We start from the raw sequence: 16491 nt of genomic DNA, 5'->3' as shown, positions 1-16491 counted from the left end.
TTATTGCTAATTAGAATGTTAGCGCTTATAATTGTATAAATATTTCATAAATATTACAAGGGGGGAACAAAGATGAAGAATAAAAAATGGCTGGCATTTATTTTCCTAACAATTTTTGCTCTTGTTTTATCTGGTTGTAACTTCAATTCATCAGATAAGGATAAAGGGAGTAACGAAGGAAAAGAAGGTACTGCTAAAGAAGGCGAGACGGCAAAAGCAGATCAAGTGCTAAGATTAAGTGCTTCAGCGGAAATTCCAACAATGGATTCAACAAAAGCGCATGATGGCGTTGCTTTTAACGTTTTGAACAATACCAACGAGGGTCTTTATCGCCAAGATGAAAACAATGAAAGTATTTTGGCGTTAGCTGAAAAACATGATGTAAGTGAAGATGAAACTGTTCATACATTCACATTAAGAGATACGAAATGGAGCAATGGGGATCAGGTAACCGCTGCCGATTTTGAGTACGCTTGGAAACGTGTCATGAGAGAAGCAGCGCCCTATAACTATATGATTGCTACGGCTGGCATTAAAAACGCAGAAGCCATTATGAATGAGGAAATGGATGCGGATGAGCTTGGTATCAAAGCGACAGGTGATCTTACACTTGAAGTGACACTCGAAAGTCCGAATCCATTGTTTGTAACGCTGCTTTCTTTCCCTACATTCCTTCCGCAAAATCAAAAATTTGTTGAGGAGCTCGGAGATCAATATGCACTTGAAGCAGAAAATGTGTTAGCAAATGGACCATTCAAGCTTGTTAGCTGGACGCATGAGCAAGGATGGACACTGGAAAAGAATGAAAATTATTGGGATGCTGACAATGTAAAACTCGACAAGGTTGAAGTCATTGTTGTAAAAGAGCCTTCCACAGGAGCCAATCTATATGAAACTGGAAAACTTGATCGTACCATACTGACATCTGCTCTCGTTCAACAATACGAAGACGACAAGGATTTTCAAATTGAAAAGGAATCCGATATCATTTTTTTACGATTTAATCATAGCCACCCAGTCCTTGGAAATCCAGAAATCCGTAGAGCCATTAATATGGCCATTGATCGTGATGGGCTGACGGATATCATTTTGCAAGATGGATCTGCACCTTTATATGGAGTTGTAGCAGGGGGGTATTATTTCTCTCCAGATCAAAAGGACTACCGTGAGCTTAACGGCGATATTAATAAAGGCACGCCAGAAGAAGCCAAGGCATTGTGGGAAAAAACTTTAGCCGAAATTGGAGAAAAAGAAGTCACTGTATCTATTAACATTGCTGATTCTGAATCACATAAGAAAGTTGCAGAATATTTGCAAGCACAGCTTGAAGATAATCTTCCAGGATTTAAGCTTGAAATTAAAGCGGTACCATTTGCGCAACGCCTTGAAATTGAAAAAGCTATCACATATGACATTTCTTTATCATCTTGGGGACCAGACTATAGTGACCCAATGACTTACTTGGATATGTGGGTGAAAGGCGGATCGGCCAACCGTATGGGTTACGACAATCCAAAACTTAACAACTTGGTTGCGCAAGCCTATGTCGAAACGGATTTAAGCAAACGTTTTGAGATGTTGCTGGAAATTGAAAAAATCTTATTGGTTGAAGATGCTGCAATCGCACCGCTTTACCAAGAGGGAACTGCAATTCTTAAGCGGGGTACTATCAAAAATTTAGTAAAACACCCATCAGGCGCTGAATTTGATTACAAATGGGCTTATATCGAGGAGTGATAGTAACAGAAGCGTCAGAAAAGCGGGGGTGTCCAACTGGCGCACCCCTCTTTTTTAATTTTATGAACAGATCAAAGTATTTTGAGATAGGGGGGGCAATGTGAAAGGTTACATGCTTAAGAGACTGGGATTCATGATTGTTACGCTTTTCGTCATTGTGACCGCCACCTTTTTTCTTATGCAGCTTATACCGGGAACGCCATTTACGAATCCCGAAAAGTTAACAGAGAAACAGTTGGTAATTCTCAATGCGAAATACGGTTTGGATCAACCGGTAGCAATTCAATACCTGAAATACCTCGGAAACCTATTACAGGGTGACTTAGGTTATTCGTTTCAATACGAAGGACGGACTGTCTTCAGTATGATTGGCGATCGAATCGGCCCATCTGCATTCATTGGCCTGCAAGCGCTTATTTTTGGCTCCATTATTGGTCTTTTGCTAGGCGTGTTTTCTGCCTTGAGACATAACTCTGTCTATGATTATACGTCTGTGACAATTGCGGTTCTTGGTATGTCGATTCCGTCCTTCGTATTTGCAGCACTTTTGCAATATTATGTAGGGGTAAAACTGGAGTGGCTCCCCGTTGCTCTATGGGAAGGGTATTCAAGTACAATTCTGCCTTCGTTTGCTTTGTCGGTAACAGTTATCGCGACGGTGGCTAGGTTTATTCGAAGTGAAATGCTGGAGGTGCTTGGACAGGATTACGTCACGACCGCTAGAGCAAAGGGATTGGGCGAGTCGGCAGTCATTGTAAAGCACGTCACTCGGAATGCGCTCATTCCGGTAGTCACAATGCTTGGTCCATTGGCAGTGTCCATTATGACAGGTACGCTTGTAATCGAAAAAATATTTTCCGTTCCTGGGCTCGGGGAACAATTCACTTTATCGATCCTAGTTCTCGATTACAGTGTCATTATGGGGATTACGCTTTTCTATAGTGCTCTATTCATATTAGTCGTCTTCATCGTTGACATTCTTTACGGGTTCTTGGATCCCCGAATTGACTATAAGGGGGCAGAACAGGTATGAAAACAATCAATGTAAAAGAGAAAAAAAATCGTATTGATTCGAAGCCGCCATTTGCCGAGCCTCCTGATGATCTATTTGTTGCTGCTCCACTGGACCGGGACGTCAGTGAAGAAATATTGACCCCGTCCATATCTTTTTGGAAAGAAGCAAGGGAGCGCCTATTCAAAAACAAGGGGGCGGTTTTTTCTCTCATTGTCCTTGTACTATTAACGCTCTTGGCTTTGGTAGGTCCGGCAATAAATGAACATAGTTATCGTAGTCAAAACTTAGCGCACTCTAACCTACCGCCAAAAGTATCTGGTCTCGAATGGCTTGGTTTTAATGGTAAGGATGTAAAAGGCAACGACTTATATGCAACAAGAAATATAGAAGAAAATTATTGGTTTGGAACAGATGAGTTTGGAAGGGATTTGTGGACAAGGGTTTGGAAAGGAACGCAGATTTCATTATTCATTGCAGTTGTGGCTGCTGCGCTAGATTTGGCAATCGGTGTTCTCTATGGAGGCATATCCGCTTTTTACGGAGGGCGGCTCGATAATATAATGCAACGGATAATTGAAGTTCTAGTTGGTATACCAAATTTGATTGTGATTATCTTGTTCATTCTCATTTTGGACCCCGGAATTACTTCCATCATCTTGGCGCTTATCGTTACCGGCTGGGTAGGGATGGCACGTGTTGTGCGTGGGCAAATCCTACAACTGAAAGGTCAGGAATTCATCCTAGCCTCTAGAACACTAGGGGCATCGAATGCACGACTAATAGGTAAACATCTATTGCCAAACGTAATGGGTCCTGTCATTGTTACGGTCATGTTCACGATTCCGACGGCTATATTTTTTGAAGCATTTCTAAGTTTCATCGGTCTAGGCTTACAGGCTCCGCTTGCTTCTCTTGGAGTGTTAATTGAAGATGGCTATAAATCTATGCGTTACTTTTCATATAAACTTATTTTTCCTGCAGTTGTTATCAGTTTGATCATGATTTCTTTTAACTTACTAGCAGATGGTCTCCGTGATGCTCTGGATCCGAAAATGAGAAAATAGGGAGGGTCAAAAATTGAAAGAAGATATACTAGACGTAGACAATCTGCACGTTTCATTCAAGACCCGAAACGGAGCAATTACTGCGGTGAGAGGCGTCAGTTTTTCATTGAAAAAGGGAGAGACCCTCGCAATTGTTGGTGAATCTGGTTCTGGAAAGTCTGTTACGGCAAAATCGATCATGCGGTTATTGCCTAAACATAGCGCTGTAATTCCGCAAGGCGAAATTAAGTTTGAGGGCCGGGATTTATTGGACTTGTCATTACAAGATATGCAGAAAGTGAGAGGTTCAGAGATTTCCATGGTATTTCAAGACCCGATGACATCATTGAATCCAACGATGAAAATTGGCAAGCAAATTATGGAGGGACTTAAGAAACATCAAAATTTGACAAAAAGTGAGGCAAGGCAAAGAGCGTTGGAAATGTTGGAGCTTGTAGGAATACCAAATGCGAAAAAAAGAATTGATGCTTATCCGCATCAGTTTTCGGGTGGGATGCGGCAGCGTGTAGTGATTGCGATGGCATTAGCATGTATTCCTAAGGTATTAATTGCCGACGAGCCGACAACAGCCCTAGACGTTACTATCCAAGCGCAAATTTTGCAGCTCATGAAAAACTTGCAAGAAAAAATGGATACGGCAATTGTGCTTATTACGCATGATCTTGGTGTCGTTGCGAATATGGCTGATAAAGTGGCAGTTATGTATGCTGGAGAAGTGGTAGAGTATGGGACGTTGGATGAAATATTTTACGAAACGCAACACCCATATACGTTAGGACTTCTGGGTTCAATGCCGAATTTAAATGTTAAAAGATCAGAACCGCTTATACCTATTCCGGGTTCTCCTCCGGACTTAGCAACCTTGGGGACTGGATGTCCTTTCGCGGCAAGATGCCCGTATACGATGGCAGTGTGCCATGATTATCATCCACGGAAAACAGAGTTAAGTGAGAGCCACTCTGTATTATGTTGGATGCAAGATTCTCGCGCGTCACGAAATCATGCACCTGAAACAGTTGGGAGTGCAGAGCGATGAAGAAAAATGAAGATTTGCTAGTCATTAATGATTTAAAAAAACATTTTAAAATAAATAGAAAAGATACGTTGAAGGCAGTGGATGGAATTAGCTTTACGATTAAAAAAGGAGAAACTCTCGGCCTTGTTGGCGAATCAGGTTGTGGCAAGTCGACAGTTGGAAGAACAATCACTCAAATTTATCAGCCAACAAGCGGTGAAATCCTATTTGATCGTAAAGATGTCCATGCAAAGTATAGTAAGGAAGAGAGTAAAAAGAAAAAGCGTGATATGCAGATGATTTTTCAAGACCCATACTCGTCTCTTAATCCACGTTTGACTGTTATGGAAATCATTTCGGAAGGTTTGCTTATTCATGCACCAAATATATCCGAGAAAGACCGCGAACAACAAGTAAATGAATTGTTGGAACTTGTTGGATTGAATAAAAATCATTCGGGGCGCTATCCCCATGAATTCAGTGGGGGACAAAGACAGCGAATAGGCATTGCCCGTGCACTTGCCGTAGATCCGCAGTTCATAGTGGCGGATGAGCCGATTGCAGCTCTCGATGTATCCATCCAGGCTCAAATCGTTAACTTGTTGAAAACATTACAAGAAGAAAAAGGGTTGACTTATTTATTTATCGCACATGACCTGTCGATGGTGAAATACATAAGCGATCGAATTGCAGTCATGTATTTGGGAAAGATTGTGGAGTTGACGGAAAGTGAAAATCTGTATGAAAATCCAATGCACCCTTATTCGGAGGCACTGCTTTCAGCAATTCCACTACCTGATCCTAATTTAGAGCGCTCTAGAATTCAAATTCTGTTAAAAGGCGATGTTCCTAGCCCTATAGATATTCCAAGCGGCTGTCGGTTCCACACAAGATGCCCGAAAGCAATGGACGTATGCTCTAAACTTGCTCCTGAATTTGTCGAAAGGAAGCCAGGACATTTTGTCGCTTGCCATCTATATGATGAAGAACTGATGGCTAGAAGGGGTTAGTAGATTGGAGTATCTATTGAATCTAAGGTGTTATCACTAAATCTTGACTTTACAACCACTCATCTATCATTATCTGAAAACAACAAAACTATTGACGAGAAATGTCGAAATTGCTATGCTTATGTCAATCCCGTTACTAGAGGGAATTGAATAGTAAATTACCGGGTAGAGACGATGAGAACCCGGCGAAGCCATTTATGCAGCCTGTTACAGGTAACTGCATTTATTAGGCTTTGCCGGTTTTTTTGTGTTAATGAAGGAGGGAAGTTTGAAAAGACGGCCGTTTAGAAGGGAATATCGTAAAGATTCGTATTTCAAAATTTTTAAATGAAAAGGGGAAGATGTATGGCTTTCGATTATTTGGACTCGCCAGCAGATCCGCAGAAACTTGAAAAATTTCAACGGAAAGTGAAGATTGTTTCGGCGGGGGGAACATTTTTAGACGGATTTGACTTGACGATTATCGCTGTGGCAATGCCTTTGATTTTAAAACAGTGGAGTATAATGCCTTGGGAACAGAGTCTCCTTACGGCATCTGCTATTATCGGTTCTTTTATTGGTGCAGCATGGCTTGGGCGGCTAACCGATAACTTCGGACGAAAAGCGATGATTACGATTGACTTAATTGCATTTGTCTTATTTGCAGTTTTGACAGCGGTTGCACCGAATGTTATTTGGCTCATTGTCTTTCGATTTTTACTCGGGATCGGGATTGGTGCCGATTATCCGATTTCAGCTACATTGGTTTCTGAATTCAGTTCAACGAAAAATAGGGGTAAGCAGGGAACGTTCCTTGCAGCTATGTGGTTTGTCGGTGCGGTTGTCGCTTATATGAGTGGAATCGTCTTTGCTCCGTTAGGTGATCATGCTTGGCGGTATATGTTCTTGTTGGGGGCTATTCTTGCTCTTATCATTTTCATCTTCCGGATCGGTCTACCAGAATCACCTCGTTGGCTTGTTTCAAAAGGGCGGGAAAAGGAAGCGCAAGAAGTCATTTTCAATATTACAGGAAGTAAAGTCGACCTACTCCCGGAACCGAAAACGAAAAAAGTTCCGCTTAGCACGCTGTTCTCGAAGAAGTTGATTAAACGAACCATCTTCGTTTCAGGATTCTGGTTCTGTTACTCGACTTCTTACTATGGCATTTCCATGTATACACCGACTATTCTTTCGGCGTTTACACAGGGAGATCTACATAAGACGTATGTAGCTTCCTCGATTGTCAGCATCTTAGGGCTCTTCGGGGCTATCATTGGTATGAACCTCGTTGAGCGTTGGGGCCGTCGTCCATTGCTTATCACGTCATTCGCAGGATTGACAGCGGGTCTGCTAGTTCTCACATTCAATCCACATCCGACACTCGTGTTCTTGGTCGTTCTTTTCAGTATTGCGGTCCTTTTTGCAAACATGGGTGGAGGAATTTTGAATTTCGTTTATCCGACAGAATTGTTCCCGACAAGCCTGCGGGCAGGAGCATCCGGATTTGCGACTTCTGTTAGCCGGATCGGTTCTATCTTAGGTGTATTAGTCTTCCCGAACGTTGTCGCTGTATGGGGGAATTCTGCTGCATTAGGTGTATTTGCCGGTGTAGCACTCGTTGGGCTACTGATCACTTACACGCTTGCACCTGAAACAAAAGGCATCAAGTTGGAAGAAATTAATGCTGAGTTTGAAACGGTTAAACATCAGTAATACGAGGAGGAGTTCTGGATGGAAAAGTGGTTTAGTCTTTGGTCTGCAGGCCAAGAGAAAACAGCTGAAGATATGGCGGCAATACGAAACGCCGGCTTTGACGGAGTCGAAATATGGGCGGAGCATCTGACTGCCGAAAAAGATATGGAACTCGCGAAGGAAGCGGGACTCAAAATCGGTTTGCACCTTCCTTTCCATGATTTGAATCTAGCTTCCCCATTTCAGGAAGTTGAGGACTTGATCTTCAAAGTCAATGAGCAATGGTTTAAAAAACTTAAGACTTATGGCGGGGGACATGCTGTCATTCACGGCGGCATGGCTTGGGCTTCTGAAGGTCATGCAGAGGCGAAGAAGCTTGTCATCGATCGGCTCACTCGTACGCGCAAAATGGCTGAAGAGCTCGGCAGCACACTGTTATTTGAAAATCAAATCCCGGACAAGTTGAATTATACGCATATTTTCCCTTCCACGGTTGACGAATGGTTGGAAATCTTGGAGGAGACCGGCACAGCAGCTTGTTTAGATACAGGTCATTTGGCGGTTCTCGGTGCACCTCTTGAGGAAACGATTTCCCGGTTGGGCAAGCTCCTCGCTTCCGTCCACTACTCTGACAATGATGCAAAGGGAGATTTGCATCAATTGCCTGGAGACGGAAAAACAGGAATCAATACAGAATCACTTTTGAACGTGTTACAGAAGCATCACTATGACGGACCGATTGTGTTTGAAATCAATCCATATACGTATAGTTTGGAAGATATCATCCGACATCCGTCAGCACAATTTTCATATTGACAATAAGCCGTGAGAAGCGGATCAGGGGGTGAGCTGATGCAGATGGAATGGTTGCAACTGGCTGATGTTGAAATGATAACAAAGCTTAGTATTTCGGCGGTTCTTGGTCTCGTCATCGGATTGGAGAGAGAGTTGAAGCGCAAGCCTCTTGGGCTGAAAACGAGTCTCGTCATCTCCATCATCAGCTGTTTGCTGACAATCGTTTCTGTTGAATCCGCCTATTCTTTCCCGGGCAGCGATGACGTCCGGATACAGATGGATCCGCTTCGGCTCGCGGCACAAATTGTTTCTGGCATCGGGTTTCTTGGAGCGGGCGTCATCCTGCGACGGGGAAATGAACGAATATCCGGTCTGACGACAGCGGCGATGATTTGGGGAGCGGCAGGAATCGGCATTGCAGTTGGTGCAGGTTTTTATATAGAAGCGATTTTCGGTGTTCTTCTCCTTCTCATAAGTGTTGAACTGATTCCGCTTTTTGTAAGTCGCTTCGGTCCGAAGCGTTTGAAAAGAAGAGATCTGACTCTCCGGATTACAGTGAATCAGTCCGAAGGCATCAAGACGGTGATGGACGAACTTACGAAACAGCGGTTTTCCATTTCACAGTCGAGAATTAAAGATTTACAAGACGAAGAACAGCATCTTTTGGAGATTAAGACGAGGGTGAATGTAAAGCATTCATTACCCCGGATTTACTTCATGATTAAAGAGATTGATTATGTACAAAACGTTGAAATCATCAGTTGACAGCGGGGGGAGCAGGTTGGCAAAAGGCTATATTTTTGACTTGGATGGAACCATATACTTAGATGATGATATTATCCCGGGTGTGCCTGAAGCTATTCAGGAGTTGAAAAATCGGGGTGACAAAGTCGTCTTCTTGACGAATAAATCAATTGCCCGTCGAACGGATTATGTAACAAAACTAAATGGCTTAGGAATAGAAGTGGAATTGGATGAAGTGATCAATTCCAATTATATTACAGCTCATTATTTGAAAAACGAGATGGCTCCCGGGGATGCGGCATATGTCATCGGAGAACAGCCGTTATTCGATGAATTGCAGGAGGCTGGCATTGAGTTGGCGTCTGAAGCGGCGTGTGCAACGCATGTCGTCTTAGGATGGGATCGCCAGTTCACTTATGAAAAATTGAATAATGCTTTTCAAGCGTGGCGGAACGGGGCAGAAATCATTGCGACGAATCCAGACCGTACTTGTCCTGTGCAAGGCGGGGAAATTCCAGACTGCGGCGCGATGATTGGCGCTTTAGAGGGGGCAACAGGTCAACCCGTGAAACAGATTACGGGCAAACCTTCCTCCTTGATGTCGAAATATGTATTGGAAAATGTGTTGAAATTGAAAGCCGACCAATGTTATATGGTCGGTGACAGGTTGGAAACAGATATCCGGATGGCAAACGAAGCAGGCATCCATTCTGTTTTAGTGATGACTGGCATTACGACAACAGCCATATTGGAAACAGCAACGGATCGTCCTGCGTTTGTCTTGGATAGTGTAAAAGATATCGCTTCTTTATAAATCGAAATTCCACATGGCTGGATTTCCTGAAGAGACTGCTAATGCGCCCGCTTCAAGTGCAGCATGGACTTCTGAAATATCGGTGATAAGCCCTCCGGCAATGATCGGGAAGTCAAGCTCTCGTGATAGTTGGTCGATAATTTTAGGCATAATGCCTGGTAGGATTTCCACTGCATCTGGCTTGCACGATTTCACCATTTCAATCCCTTTATTAATCGCACCCCAATCCAGCAGGAAAATCCGCTGAATCGTTTTTAAACCAACTTCATGGGCCATTTTCACAATATGGCTTTTTGTTGTGATGATTCCTGTCGGATTCCAGTATTCAGCTACGTAGTTGAGCGCATTTTTGGAATTGGAAAGTCCGTCAATAAAGTCGAGATGGAGAAATACATGCTTGTCCGCAGCACGAAGTTGTTGTATATAATCAGCAATTGTCATCAGATTACCAGTCAAAAGAAAAACGATATTCGAATTGGACGTGAGTGCGGGTTGCAAGTCCGCTTCACTTTTTACAGAGGCGATCATTTGAGATTCGACCATATCGACTAGCCTCATATTGTTTCATCCTTTCTATTACGTGGGATAAATCTATACTACCATAAGGAATGTGTGGAAAAATAGAATTAAAAAGGTCAGAGATTAAAGAGAAGGCCATTGCAACCCCTGCAATTATGCAGGGCTATTGTAATGGCCATTTTTCTATGAAGGAGTGTTACGAATGGAGACTTTTTCTTTTACAAATCGGAAAGCCACTTTACAAACATTGGACGATCAGCACTATGATGTTGTCATAGTCGGAGGGGGCATTACAGGTGTTGGGATTGCGCTCGATTGTGTCACGAGAGGGTTGAAAACCGTCCTTGTGGAAATGCAGGATTTTGCTGCAGGCACTTCAAGTCGATCCACGAAATTGGTGCATGGCGGGTTACGCTATTTAAAGCAATTTGAAGTTGGCATGGTGGCGGAAGTCGGCAAAGAAAGGGAAGTTGTCTATCGGAATGCGCCTCATGTGACTCATCCTGAATGGATGTTGCTTCCTATATATAAGAAAGGGACATTCGGCAAATATTCCACTTCGCTCGGCTTGAAAGTATATGATTTCTTAGCGGGCGTTAAAAAGAAGGAGCGCCGAAAAATGCTAGACCGCAAACAAACGGTACAGCGTGAGCCGTTGTTGAACGAGTCAGGTTTGCTTGGCAGCGGCTATTATGTCGAATATCGTACCGATGATGCACGGCTTACAATTGAAGTAGCGAAGAAAGCTGCCGAACATGGAGCTGCATTGATTAATTACGCAAAAGCAGAGTCTTTCACATATGATGCGAACGGCAAAGTGAATGGTCTTTATTTTAAAGACCTGATTTCAGGATCGAGGTATCGACTGAAGGGAAGCCGGATCGTCAATGCGACCGGCCCTTGGGTGGAAAGCGTCATTGGCATGGACCGCAAAATTGAAGGGAAGAGCCTGTTTCATTCCAAAGGTGTTCATATCGTCATAGACGGAAACAAATTCCCGCTCCGGCAAGCGGTCTATTTCGATACGCCGGATGGCAGAATGGTATTTGCTATTCCGCGGAATGGGAAAACATATATTGGAACAACGGATACCGAATATAAAGGCAATCTTCAACGACCGCAGGCTACTGAAGAGGATATCAACTATTTACTCGACTGCATCCGCTTCATGTTTCCGAAAGTTCAGTTGGGTAGAAAAGATGTGGAGTCAACATGGGCTGGCGTCAGACCGCTGATCCGTCAGGAAGGAAAAGGCCCATCCGAGATTTCAAGGAAAGACGAAATCTGGACTTCGGAAACAGGTCTTATTACCATAGCAGGCGGCAAGTTGACGGGCTATCGAAAAATGGCCGAAACAGTTACGGATCTGTTATGTGAACAACTACGAACGGAAGGAATTAGCTGCAAAAACTCCGTTACAAAGGACCTTCGATTGTCCGGGGGGGACTTCCGTGATCCGCGGGACTATAAAAAATTCATAGAGGAAGAGTCCAATAAGCTCGCGAGACTCGGGATTTCGTTAGAAGACGCCACAAGCATTGCGGCTATGTACGGGACAAATACACGAATCATTGGGAGCTTAGCGGACAATGTACTAACAGACTCACCATTGCCTCTATCTATTAAACTCGTCTTGCAATATGCAATTGACTATGAAATGGCGATGACTCCCGTCGACTTTTTCATGCGCAGAACAGGCGCCGTTTTCTTTAATATCGACTGGGTGAATAAATGGAAACACGAAGTCGTCGAATATATGGCGGCCATAATGGGCTGGACGGCTGAAGAAAAAGAAATGCATTGGGGCGAGTTGGAGGCAAGGATTTGGGAAGCCGTGGAAGGGAATTGAAAATAGGTGCGAAAATAGGTGCCTGTGCAGCACACTATTCCGATAATACACTACAATTGCATATCCAAAAGTAAGAAAATGCATAATAACAACTATGTGTTAAATTAAATTCAGATTTTTATTCACTATGTTCAATAGTCATAAATGTTTGCTGCACAGGCACCAACACAATTAGAATGGGTGCCTGTGCAGCGCACTATTCCGTCAATACACTACAATTGCATATTCCGAAAACAAAAAATCAGCCGTTGCAGAGAACGGCTGATTTTTTTATGCATTATCATGCTAGTAGTTGAACAGTCATAAATGTGTCTTGCACAGGCACCTCATTTAACACCGCTTAAAGTGGAGAGGGCTTGTTTATAGACTGGCAGGTCGATCATTTTGTTGTCTAGCTGGATTGCTGAAAGGCCGTTAGATAATGCGTCTTCGAATGATGCGACAACTTTATTTGCCCACGCAATATCTGAATCGGATGGGGCGAATAATTGATTGACAGGTTCAAGTTGTTTTGGATGGATGCATAATTTCGCAAACATGCCAAGGTTTTTTGCCCGTCGAATCTCTGCGATAAGACCTTCTTCATCTGATAGATCAATGAACACTGTATCAATTGGTGAAGACAAGCCTGCAGCCCGTGAAGCGACTACGAGAGCTGATCTCGGGTAAATGAGCTCATGGCCATGGGCAGAGATGGATGTGTTCAAATCCAAACAATAATCCACGGCGCCAAATGCTAATCTCAAGATTTGATTACTGCAGGAAGCGATGTCATATGCGTTTAAAACACCTTTAGCCGTTTCGATTAGTGGAATGATAGATTGATCTGGTACAATCCTATCCACTAATTGATGGACATCTGCGGGCGATTCGGTTTTAGGCAGCATGATGCCAACGCCAGCGAATTTTGAAACCATCTCTACATCTTCTATATAAAAGGGAGTAGAGGAGTCATTGACCCGGACATATAATTTCGGTTCAGAAGGAAGTGTAGTTTCTGATAAAAACTCATTCACCAGTTCCCGTACTTTCCCCTTCTCATTGAAAGCGATGGCATCTTCCAAATCGATAATGATGGCATTTGCTTTTCCAGCTAGAATTGCCTTTTCTATACGATCTGGACGATTGCCTGGAACAAACAGATAAGATGTTATCACTTTTACAATCATCTCTTTCCAGTTATTTGATAAGAGCCAGTGAAATCTGCGGGAATATGACGATGATAATTAATACGATGACAAAAATTGCGTAAAACGGTACAACGCCTTTGATGACTTTCTCTACTTTTTCTCCGGTTATTCCGCTGACAACGAATAAGTTCAGTCCCACTGGCGGGGTAATCATCCCTAATTCCATGTTCACTACCATAATGATCGCAAAGTGGATGACGTTAATGTCGAGTGCGGCTATGATCGGCAGGAATATAGGTAAAGTGATAAGTATTATTGCAGTTGGCTCTAGGAACATGCCGAGTACAAAGAAAAGCAAACTGACTACAATGAGAAATGTCCATTTATTGAAGCCGCTATTGCTCACCCATGCAGCAAATTCCTGCGGGATCTGTTCTGTTGTGAGGAACATTCCTAGTACAAGGGCGGATGCGATAATCAAGAAAATCATCGCAGTCGTGTTTACGGACTCCATAAGAATTGCCTGCATTTTGGACCATGTCAACTCCCGATAAATGAAAATTGACACAATCAGTGCATATAGACAAGCTAAAAAGGATGCCTCGGTAGGAGTGATGACGCCGGTATAGATAGCACCAAGTATGAGAACTGGCATAATTAGCCCCAAGAGGCTTTTAAAGTTGGCATCCAGCGCTTTCTAAGCGGAACTTTTTCCAAACCGCCGTAGCCTTTTCGATAAGCAACAAACACAGCATAAACAATGAGTGCCACTCCGAGCAATGCTCCCGGTAAAATTCCAGCCGAGAACAACTTTCCTGTCGACTGTTCAGAGACGGATCCATATAAAATCAAAGGAATGGATGGCGGAATGAGGATGCCTAACGTACCAGCAGCTGCAACTAACCCCATCGAATATCGCTTTTCATAACCTGCCTTTACCATCATCGGTATCATAATACTTCCAATCGCTGCTGCTGTTGCAGGGCTGGAACCAGAAATTGCCGCAAAAACCATACATGTAACAACGGTAACAACTGATAATCCGCCTTTTGTATGTCCAATCCATGACTGGATACACTCTATCAAGTATTTTGAAATTCCGCCTTGCGCCATGATCAAGCCGGCGAATACGAAACCTGGTATGGCCATTAGTGTTGTACTGTTAACTCCAGTAAACATTTTCTGAATAACAGTGCTTACTGAAAAATCGACCATGAAAAGACCTACGATACTTGAAACTGCCAAACTGATCGCCACAGGCACCCTTAAAAAGGCTAACGCGAAAAGTAATAGGATTACGACTATTGCTGCCAATGATGATCCACCTCGCTTGTAGAATCTTCTTTTCTAATGAAAAATCGATGTGCCTTTTCGATAAAACGAATAAATAGTAGTGTGCCTGAGATTGGCATGATTAAATAGTTGATCCAAATCGGGAAACCTACATCGATCGTTTTTATTTTTTGCGAGTAAGCGGCTAGTACCATTTCCATGCCGGTCCAAATGATGAAGACGCTGAAGGTGAGTCCGACGAGTAGGGTAACGACATTGGCAATCTTTTTGTACAGTGGCCCTGCTTTGTCATATACAATATCAATTGCGATATGCTTGTCATCCCTCAAGGCAGTTGAAAAGCCGATAAAGATTGCCCAAACCAATAGCATCGTATAAATCTCAGTCGCCCAGCTTTGGGAATTGCTCATTACATAGCGCATAAAAACGGAATATAAACTAACCCCAATACCGACGGAGAAGAATATCCACGTGAAAGCGTTTTCAATTTTAGCTAAAGTTTTCATGTTTTACTTACCCCCTACATGTTTGTTGTTGTGCAGAAAAGCTACTGTTGTGCCACCCCCAAGAGGAAATGTATTTTGGATACAGATTGTTAAACTACATAATAGTACACTGCTAATAGAATATCAATACTAAATATTTTACATAGTTTAATTTTTTGGATAGTTCTTTACATTCTTTTTTCGGTATGCTAGATTGATTGTGAGTTGTATCCAAAAACCGTGGAATTGACAGGAGGGGGGATTCTACAGGGACATTCGGCATTACCGTTCAAACATTATGGGAGGAGGATTTACATGGGGAAAAAGTATTCTTTGTTCGTATTTCTTTTGATGTTGGTATTGGTTTTATCTGCATGTAGCAAGGATGATAGCGCAAGTGGGGATGCGGGAAGCGATGATGGAATCACGGAAATGACTTTGAAGTTTTCGCACGTAGTAGCTGAGAACACACCGAAACATCAAGGTGCTCTCGCTATGAAGGAATATATTGAGAAGGAATCAGATGGAAAGATTAAGGTGGAGATCTATCCGAACAGCTCATTATTCGGAGATCAGGACGAATATCAAAACTTGGTAGCGAATAATATCCAATTTATCGCACCTGACCTATCTAAATTCGTTGGGAATAATCCACAATTCAACATGCCGTCCTTGCCATTCCTGTTTGCCAATGATGAACAGGCGATTGAATTCTGGGATGGGGAAAAAGGTCAAGAAATTCTAAGCAGTTTGACTGACGATGGAGTGTTAGGTATTTCCATGTGGCCGAACGGCGGGAAGCATCTGACTAATGATGAAAGACCGATTAAGGAGCCTGCTGATTTGAAAGGATTGAAATTCCGTACACAAGGTGGGCAATTATTGGAGACGATCTATAAGACTTTGGGGGCAGGATCTGAATCCATTCCATTCGGAGAGTTGTACACAGCGTTAGATCAAGGTGTCGTTGATGGCCAAGAAAACACATTCAGCAACATTGAATCGAAGAAGTTCCACGAAGTTCAAAAGTATATGACAGTCATGAACCATACGCGCGTAGATTATGCAATCTTCACGAATACAAAGTTCTGGGACGGCTTAAATGATGCAACTAAAGAAATTGTTGAAGCCGGAATTGCGGAAGGAACTAAGGTTGCGCGAGCAGAAGCGAAATCTCTAAATGACCAGGCGTATGAAAAGTTAAAGGAAAGCGGCTCTATTGAAATTATCGAACTCACTCCTGAACAAGTGGAGGAATTCCGTAATGCTCTAGCACCGGTTTATGACGAATATCGCGATGTAATCGGCGCTGATGTAATCGATGCGGCTTTAGAGATTTCTAAGAAATAA

14 protein-coding genes and 1 pseudogene are annotated in these 16491 nt (G+C 42.9%); 11 read left to right on the top strand and 4 right to left on the bottom strand.

The annotated features are described in order from the left end of the window. Positions 1–72 precede the first annotated feature (72 nt). The 9 genes from ACR65H_RS00350 (at position 73) to ACR65H_RS00310 (ending at position 9865) form a co-directional block, all read left to right on the top strand. The gene (locus ACR65H_RS00350) at positions 73–1737 is read left to right on the top strand and encodes a peptide ABC transporter substrate-binding protein (protein ID WP_440498069.1); all 1665 of its coding nucleotides are present in this window, start codon (positions 73–75) and stop codon (positions 1735–1737) included. 100 nt (positions 1738–1837) lie between these two features. Continuing rightward, complete coding sequence (locus ACR65H_RS00345) at positions 1838–2770, top strand: ABC transporter permease (RefSeq protein ID WP_440498068.1); 933 nt, start codon at positions 1838–1840, stop codon at positions 2768–2770. Beyond that, a complete protein-coding gene (gene opp3C / locus ACR65H_RS00340) occupies positions 2767–3816 on the top strand; it encodes an oligopeptide ABC transporter permease (RefSeq protein ID WP_440498067.1) in 1050 nt (349 codons plus the stop codon). The genes ACR65H_RS00345 and opp3C overlap by 4 nt, the downstream gene beginning before the upstream one ends. Positions 3817–3829: 13 nt before the next feature. Continuing rightward, the gene (locus tag ACR65H_RS00335; protein WP_440498066.1) at positions 3830–4852 is read left to right on the top strand and encodes an ABC transporter ATP-binding protein; all 1023 of its coding nucleotides are present in this window, start codon (positions 3830–3832) and stop codon (positions 4850–4852) included. Further along, on the top strand, positions 4849–5841 hold the full coding sequence (locus tag ACR65H_RS00330; protein ID WP_440498065.1) for an ABC transporter ATP-binding protein: 993 nt from the start codon (positions 4849–4851) through the stop codon (positions 5839–5841). The genes ACR65H_RS00335 and ACR65H_RS00330 overlap by 4 nt, the downstream gene beginning before the upstream one ends. Before the next feature lie 345 nt (positions 5842–6186). After that, entirely contained in the window at positions 6187–7533 is a 1347-nt protein-coding gene (locus ACR65H_RS00325) for an MFS transporter (RefSeq protein WP_440498064.1), read from the top strand. A gap of 18 nt (positions 7534–7551) precedes the next feature. Continuing rightward, positions 7552–8328, top strand: coding sequence for a sugar phosphate isomerase/epimerase family protein (locus ACR65H_RS00320; protein ID WP_440498063.1), 777 nt, complete (start codon positions 7552–7554; stop codon positions 8326–8328). A 42-nt stretch (positions 8329–8370) separates the two neighbouring features. Further along, on the top strand, positions 8371–9072 hold the full coding sequence (locus tag ACR65H_RS00315) for an MgtC/SapB family protein (RefSeq protein WP_440498574.1): 702 nt from the start codon (positions 8371–8373) through the stop codon (positions 9070–9072). Positions 9073–9088: 16 nt separating this feature from the next. After that, positions 9089–9865 carry an HAD-IIA family hydrolase gene (locus ACR65H_RS00310; protein ID WP_440498062.1) on the top strand — a complete coding sequence of 259 codons (777 nt, stop codon included), beginning with the start codon at positions 9089–9091 and terminating at the stop codon, positions 9863–9865. Here the strand turns inward: ACR65H_RS00310 and ACR65H_RS00305 are convergent. Continuing rightward, entirely contained in the window at positions 9860–10423 is a 564-nt protein-coding gene (locus ACR65H_RS00305; protein ID WP_440498061.1) for a glycerol-3-phosphate responsive antiterminator, read from the bottom strand. The two genes, ACR65H_RS00310 and ACR65H_RS00305, sit on opposite strands and share 6 nt — an antisense overlap. Before the next feature lie 163 nt (positions 10424–10586). Between ACR65H_RS00305 and ACR65H_RS00300 the strand changes: the two genes are divergently transcribed. Then, entirely contained in the window at positions 10587–12233 is a 1647-nt protein-coding gene (locus ACR65H_RS00300; RefSeq protein ID WP_440498060.1) for a glycerol-3-phosphate dehydrogenase/oxidase, read from the top strand. 326 nt (positions 12234–12559) lie between these two features. On the opposite strand, the gene ACR65H_RS00295 is transcribed toward ACR65H_RS00300, so the two are convergent. From ACR65H_RS00295 to ACR65H_RS00285, 3 genes and pseudogenes are all read right to left on the bottom strand, one after another. After that, complete coding sequence (locus ACR65H_RS00295; protein WP_440498059.1) at positions 12560–13390, bottom strand: HpcH/HpaI aldolase/citrate lyase family protein; 831 nt, start codon at positions 13388–13390, stop codon at positions 12560–12562. Between the two features lie 22 nt (positions 13391–13412). Next, a pseudogene (locus ACR65H_RS00290) lies at positions 13413–14620 on the bottom strand (TRAP transporter large permease). Between the two features lie 44 nt (positions 14621–14664). Next, positions 14665–15162 carry a TRAP transporter small permease gene (locus ACR65H_RS00285; protein WP_440498058.1) on the bottom strand — a complete coding sequence of 166 codons (498 nt, stop codon included), beginning with the start codon at positions 15160–15162 and terminating at the stop codon, positions 14665–14667. A gap of 294 nt (positions 15163–15456) precedes the next feature. Here ACR65H_RS00285 and ACR65H_RS00280 point away from each other — a divergent pair, with 294 nt between their 5' ends. Continuing rightward, positions 15457–16491, top strand: a complete 1035-nt coding sequence (locus tag ACR65H_RS00280) for a DctP family TRAP transporter solute-binding subunit (protein ID WP_440498057.1) — start codon at positions 15457–15459, stop codon at positions 16489–16491.

This window comes from Sporosarcina sp. SAFN-015, assembly GCF_059415085.1.
The sequence above is the reverse complement of the archived record's forward strand: the minus strand, read 5'-3'. Positions and strand labels throughout refer to the sequence as shown.

Bases quoted from the DNA above. Each gene is read 5' to 3' on its own strand.
- ACR65H_RS00350 (WP_440498069.1), top strand. From the start codon at position 73: ATGAAGAATAAAAAATGGCTGGCATTTATTTTCCTAACAATTTTTGCT.
- opp3C (WP_440498067.1), top strand. From the start codon at position 2,767: ATGAAAACAATCAATGTAAAAGAGAAAAAAAATCGTATTGATTCGAAG.
- ACR65H_RS00330 (WP_440498065.1), top strand. From the start codon at position 4,849: ATGAAGAAAAATGAAGATTTGCTAGTCATTAATGATTTAAAAAAACAT.
- ACR65H_RS00325 (WP_440498064.1), top strand. From the start codon at position 6,187: ATGGCTTTCGATTATTTGGACTCGCCAGCAGATCCGCAGAAACTTGAA.
- ACR65H_RS00320 (WP_440498063.1), top strand. From the start codon at position 7,552: ATGGAAAAGTGGTTTAGTCTTTGGTCTGCAGGCCAAGAGAAAACAGCT.
- ACR65H_RS00315 (WP_440498574.1), top strand. From the start codon at position 8,371: ATGGAATGGTTGCAACTGGCTGATGTTGAAATGATAACAAAGCTTAGT.
- ACR65H_RS00305 (WP_440498061.1), bottom strand. From the start codon at position 10,423: ATGAGGCTAGTCGATATGGTCGAATCTCAAATGATCGCCTCTGTAAAA.
- ACR65H_RS00300 (WP_440498060.1), top strand. From the start codon at position 10,587: ATGGAGACTTTTTCTTTTACAAATCGGAAAGCCACTTTACAAACATTG.
- ACR65H_RS00285 (WP_440498058.1), bottom strand. From the start codon at position 15,162: ATGAAAACTTTAGCTAAAATTGAAAACGCTTTCACGTGGATATTCTTC.
- ACR65H_RS00280 (WP_440498057.1), top strand. From the start codon at position 15,457: ATGGGGAAAAAGTATTCTTTGTTCGTATTTCTTTTGATGTTGGTATTG.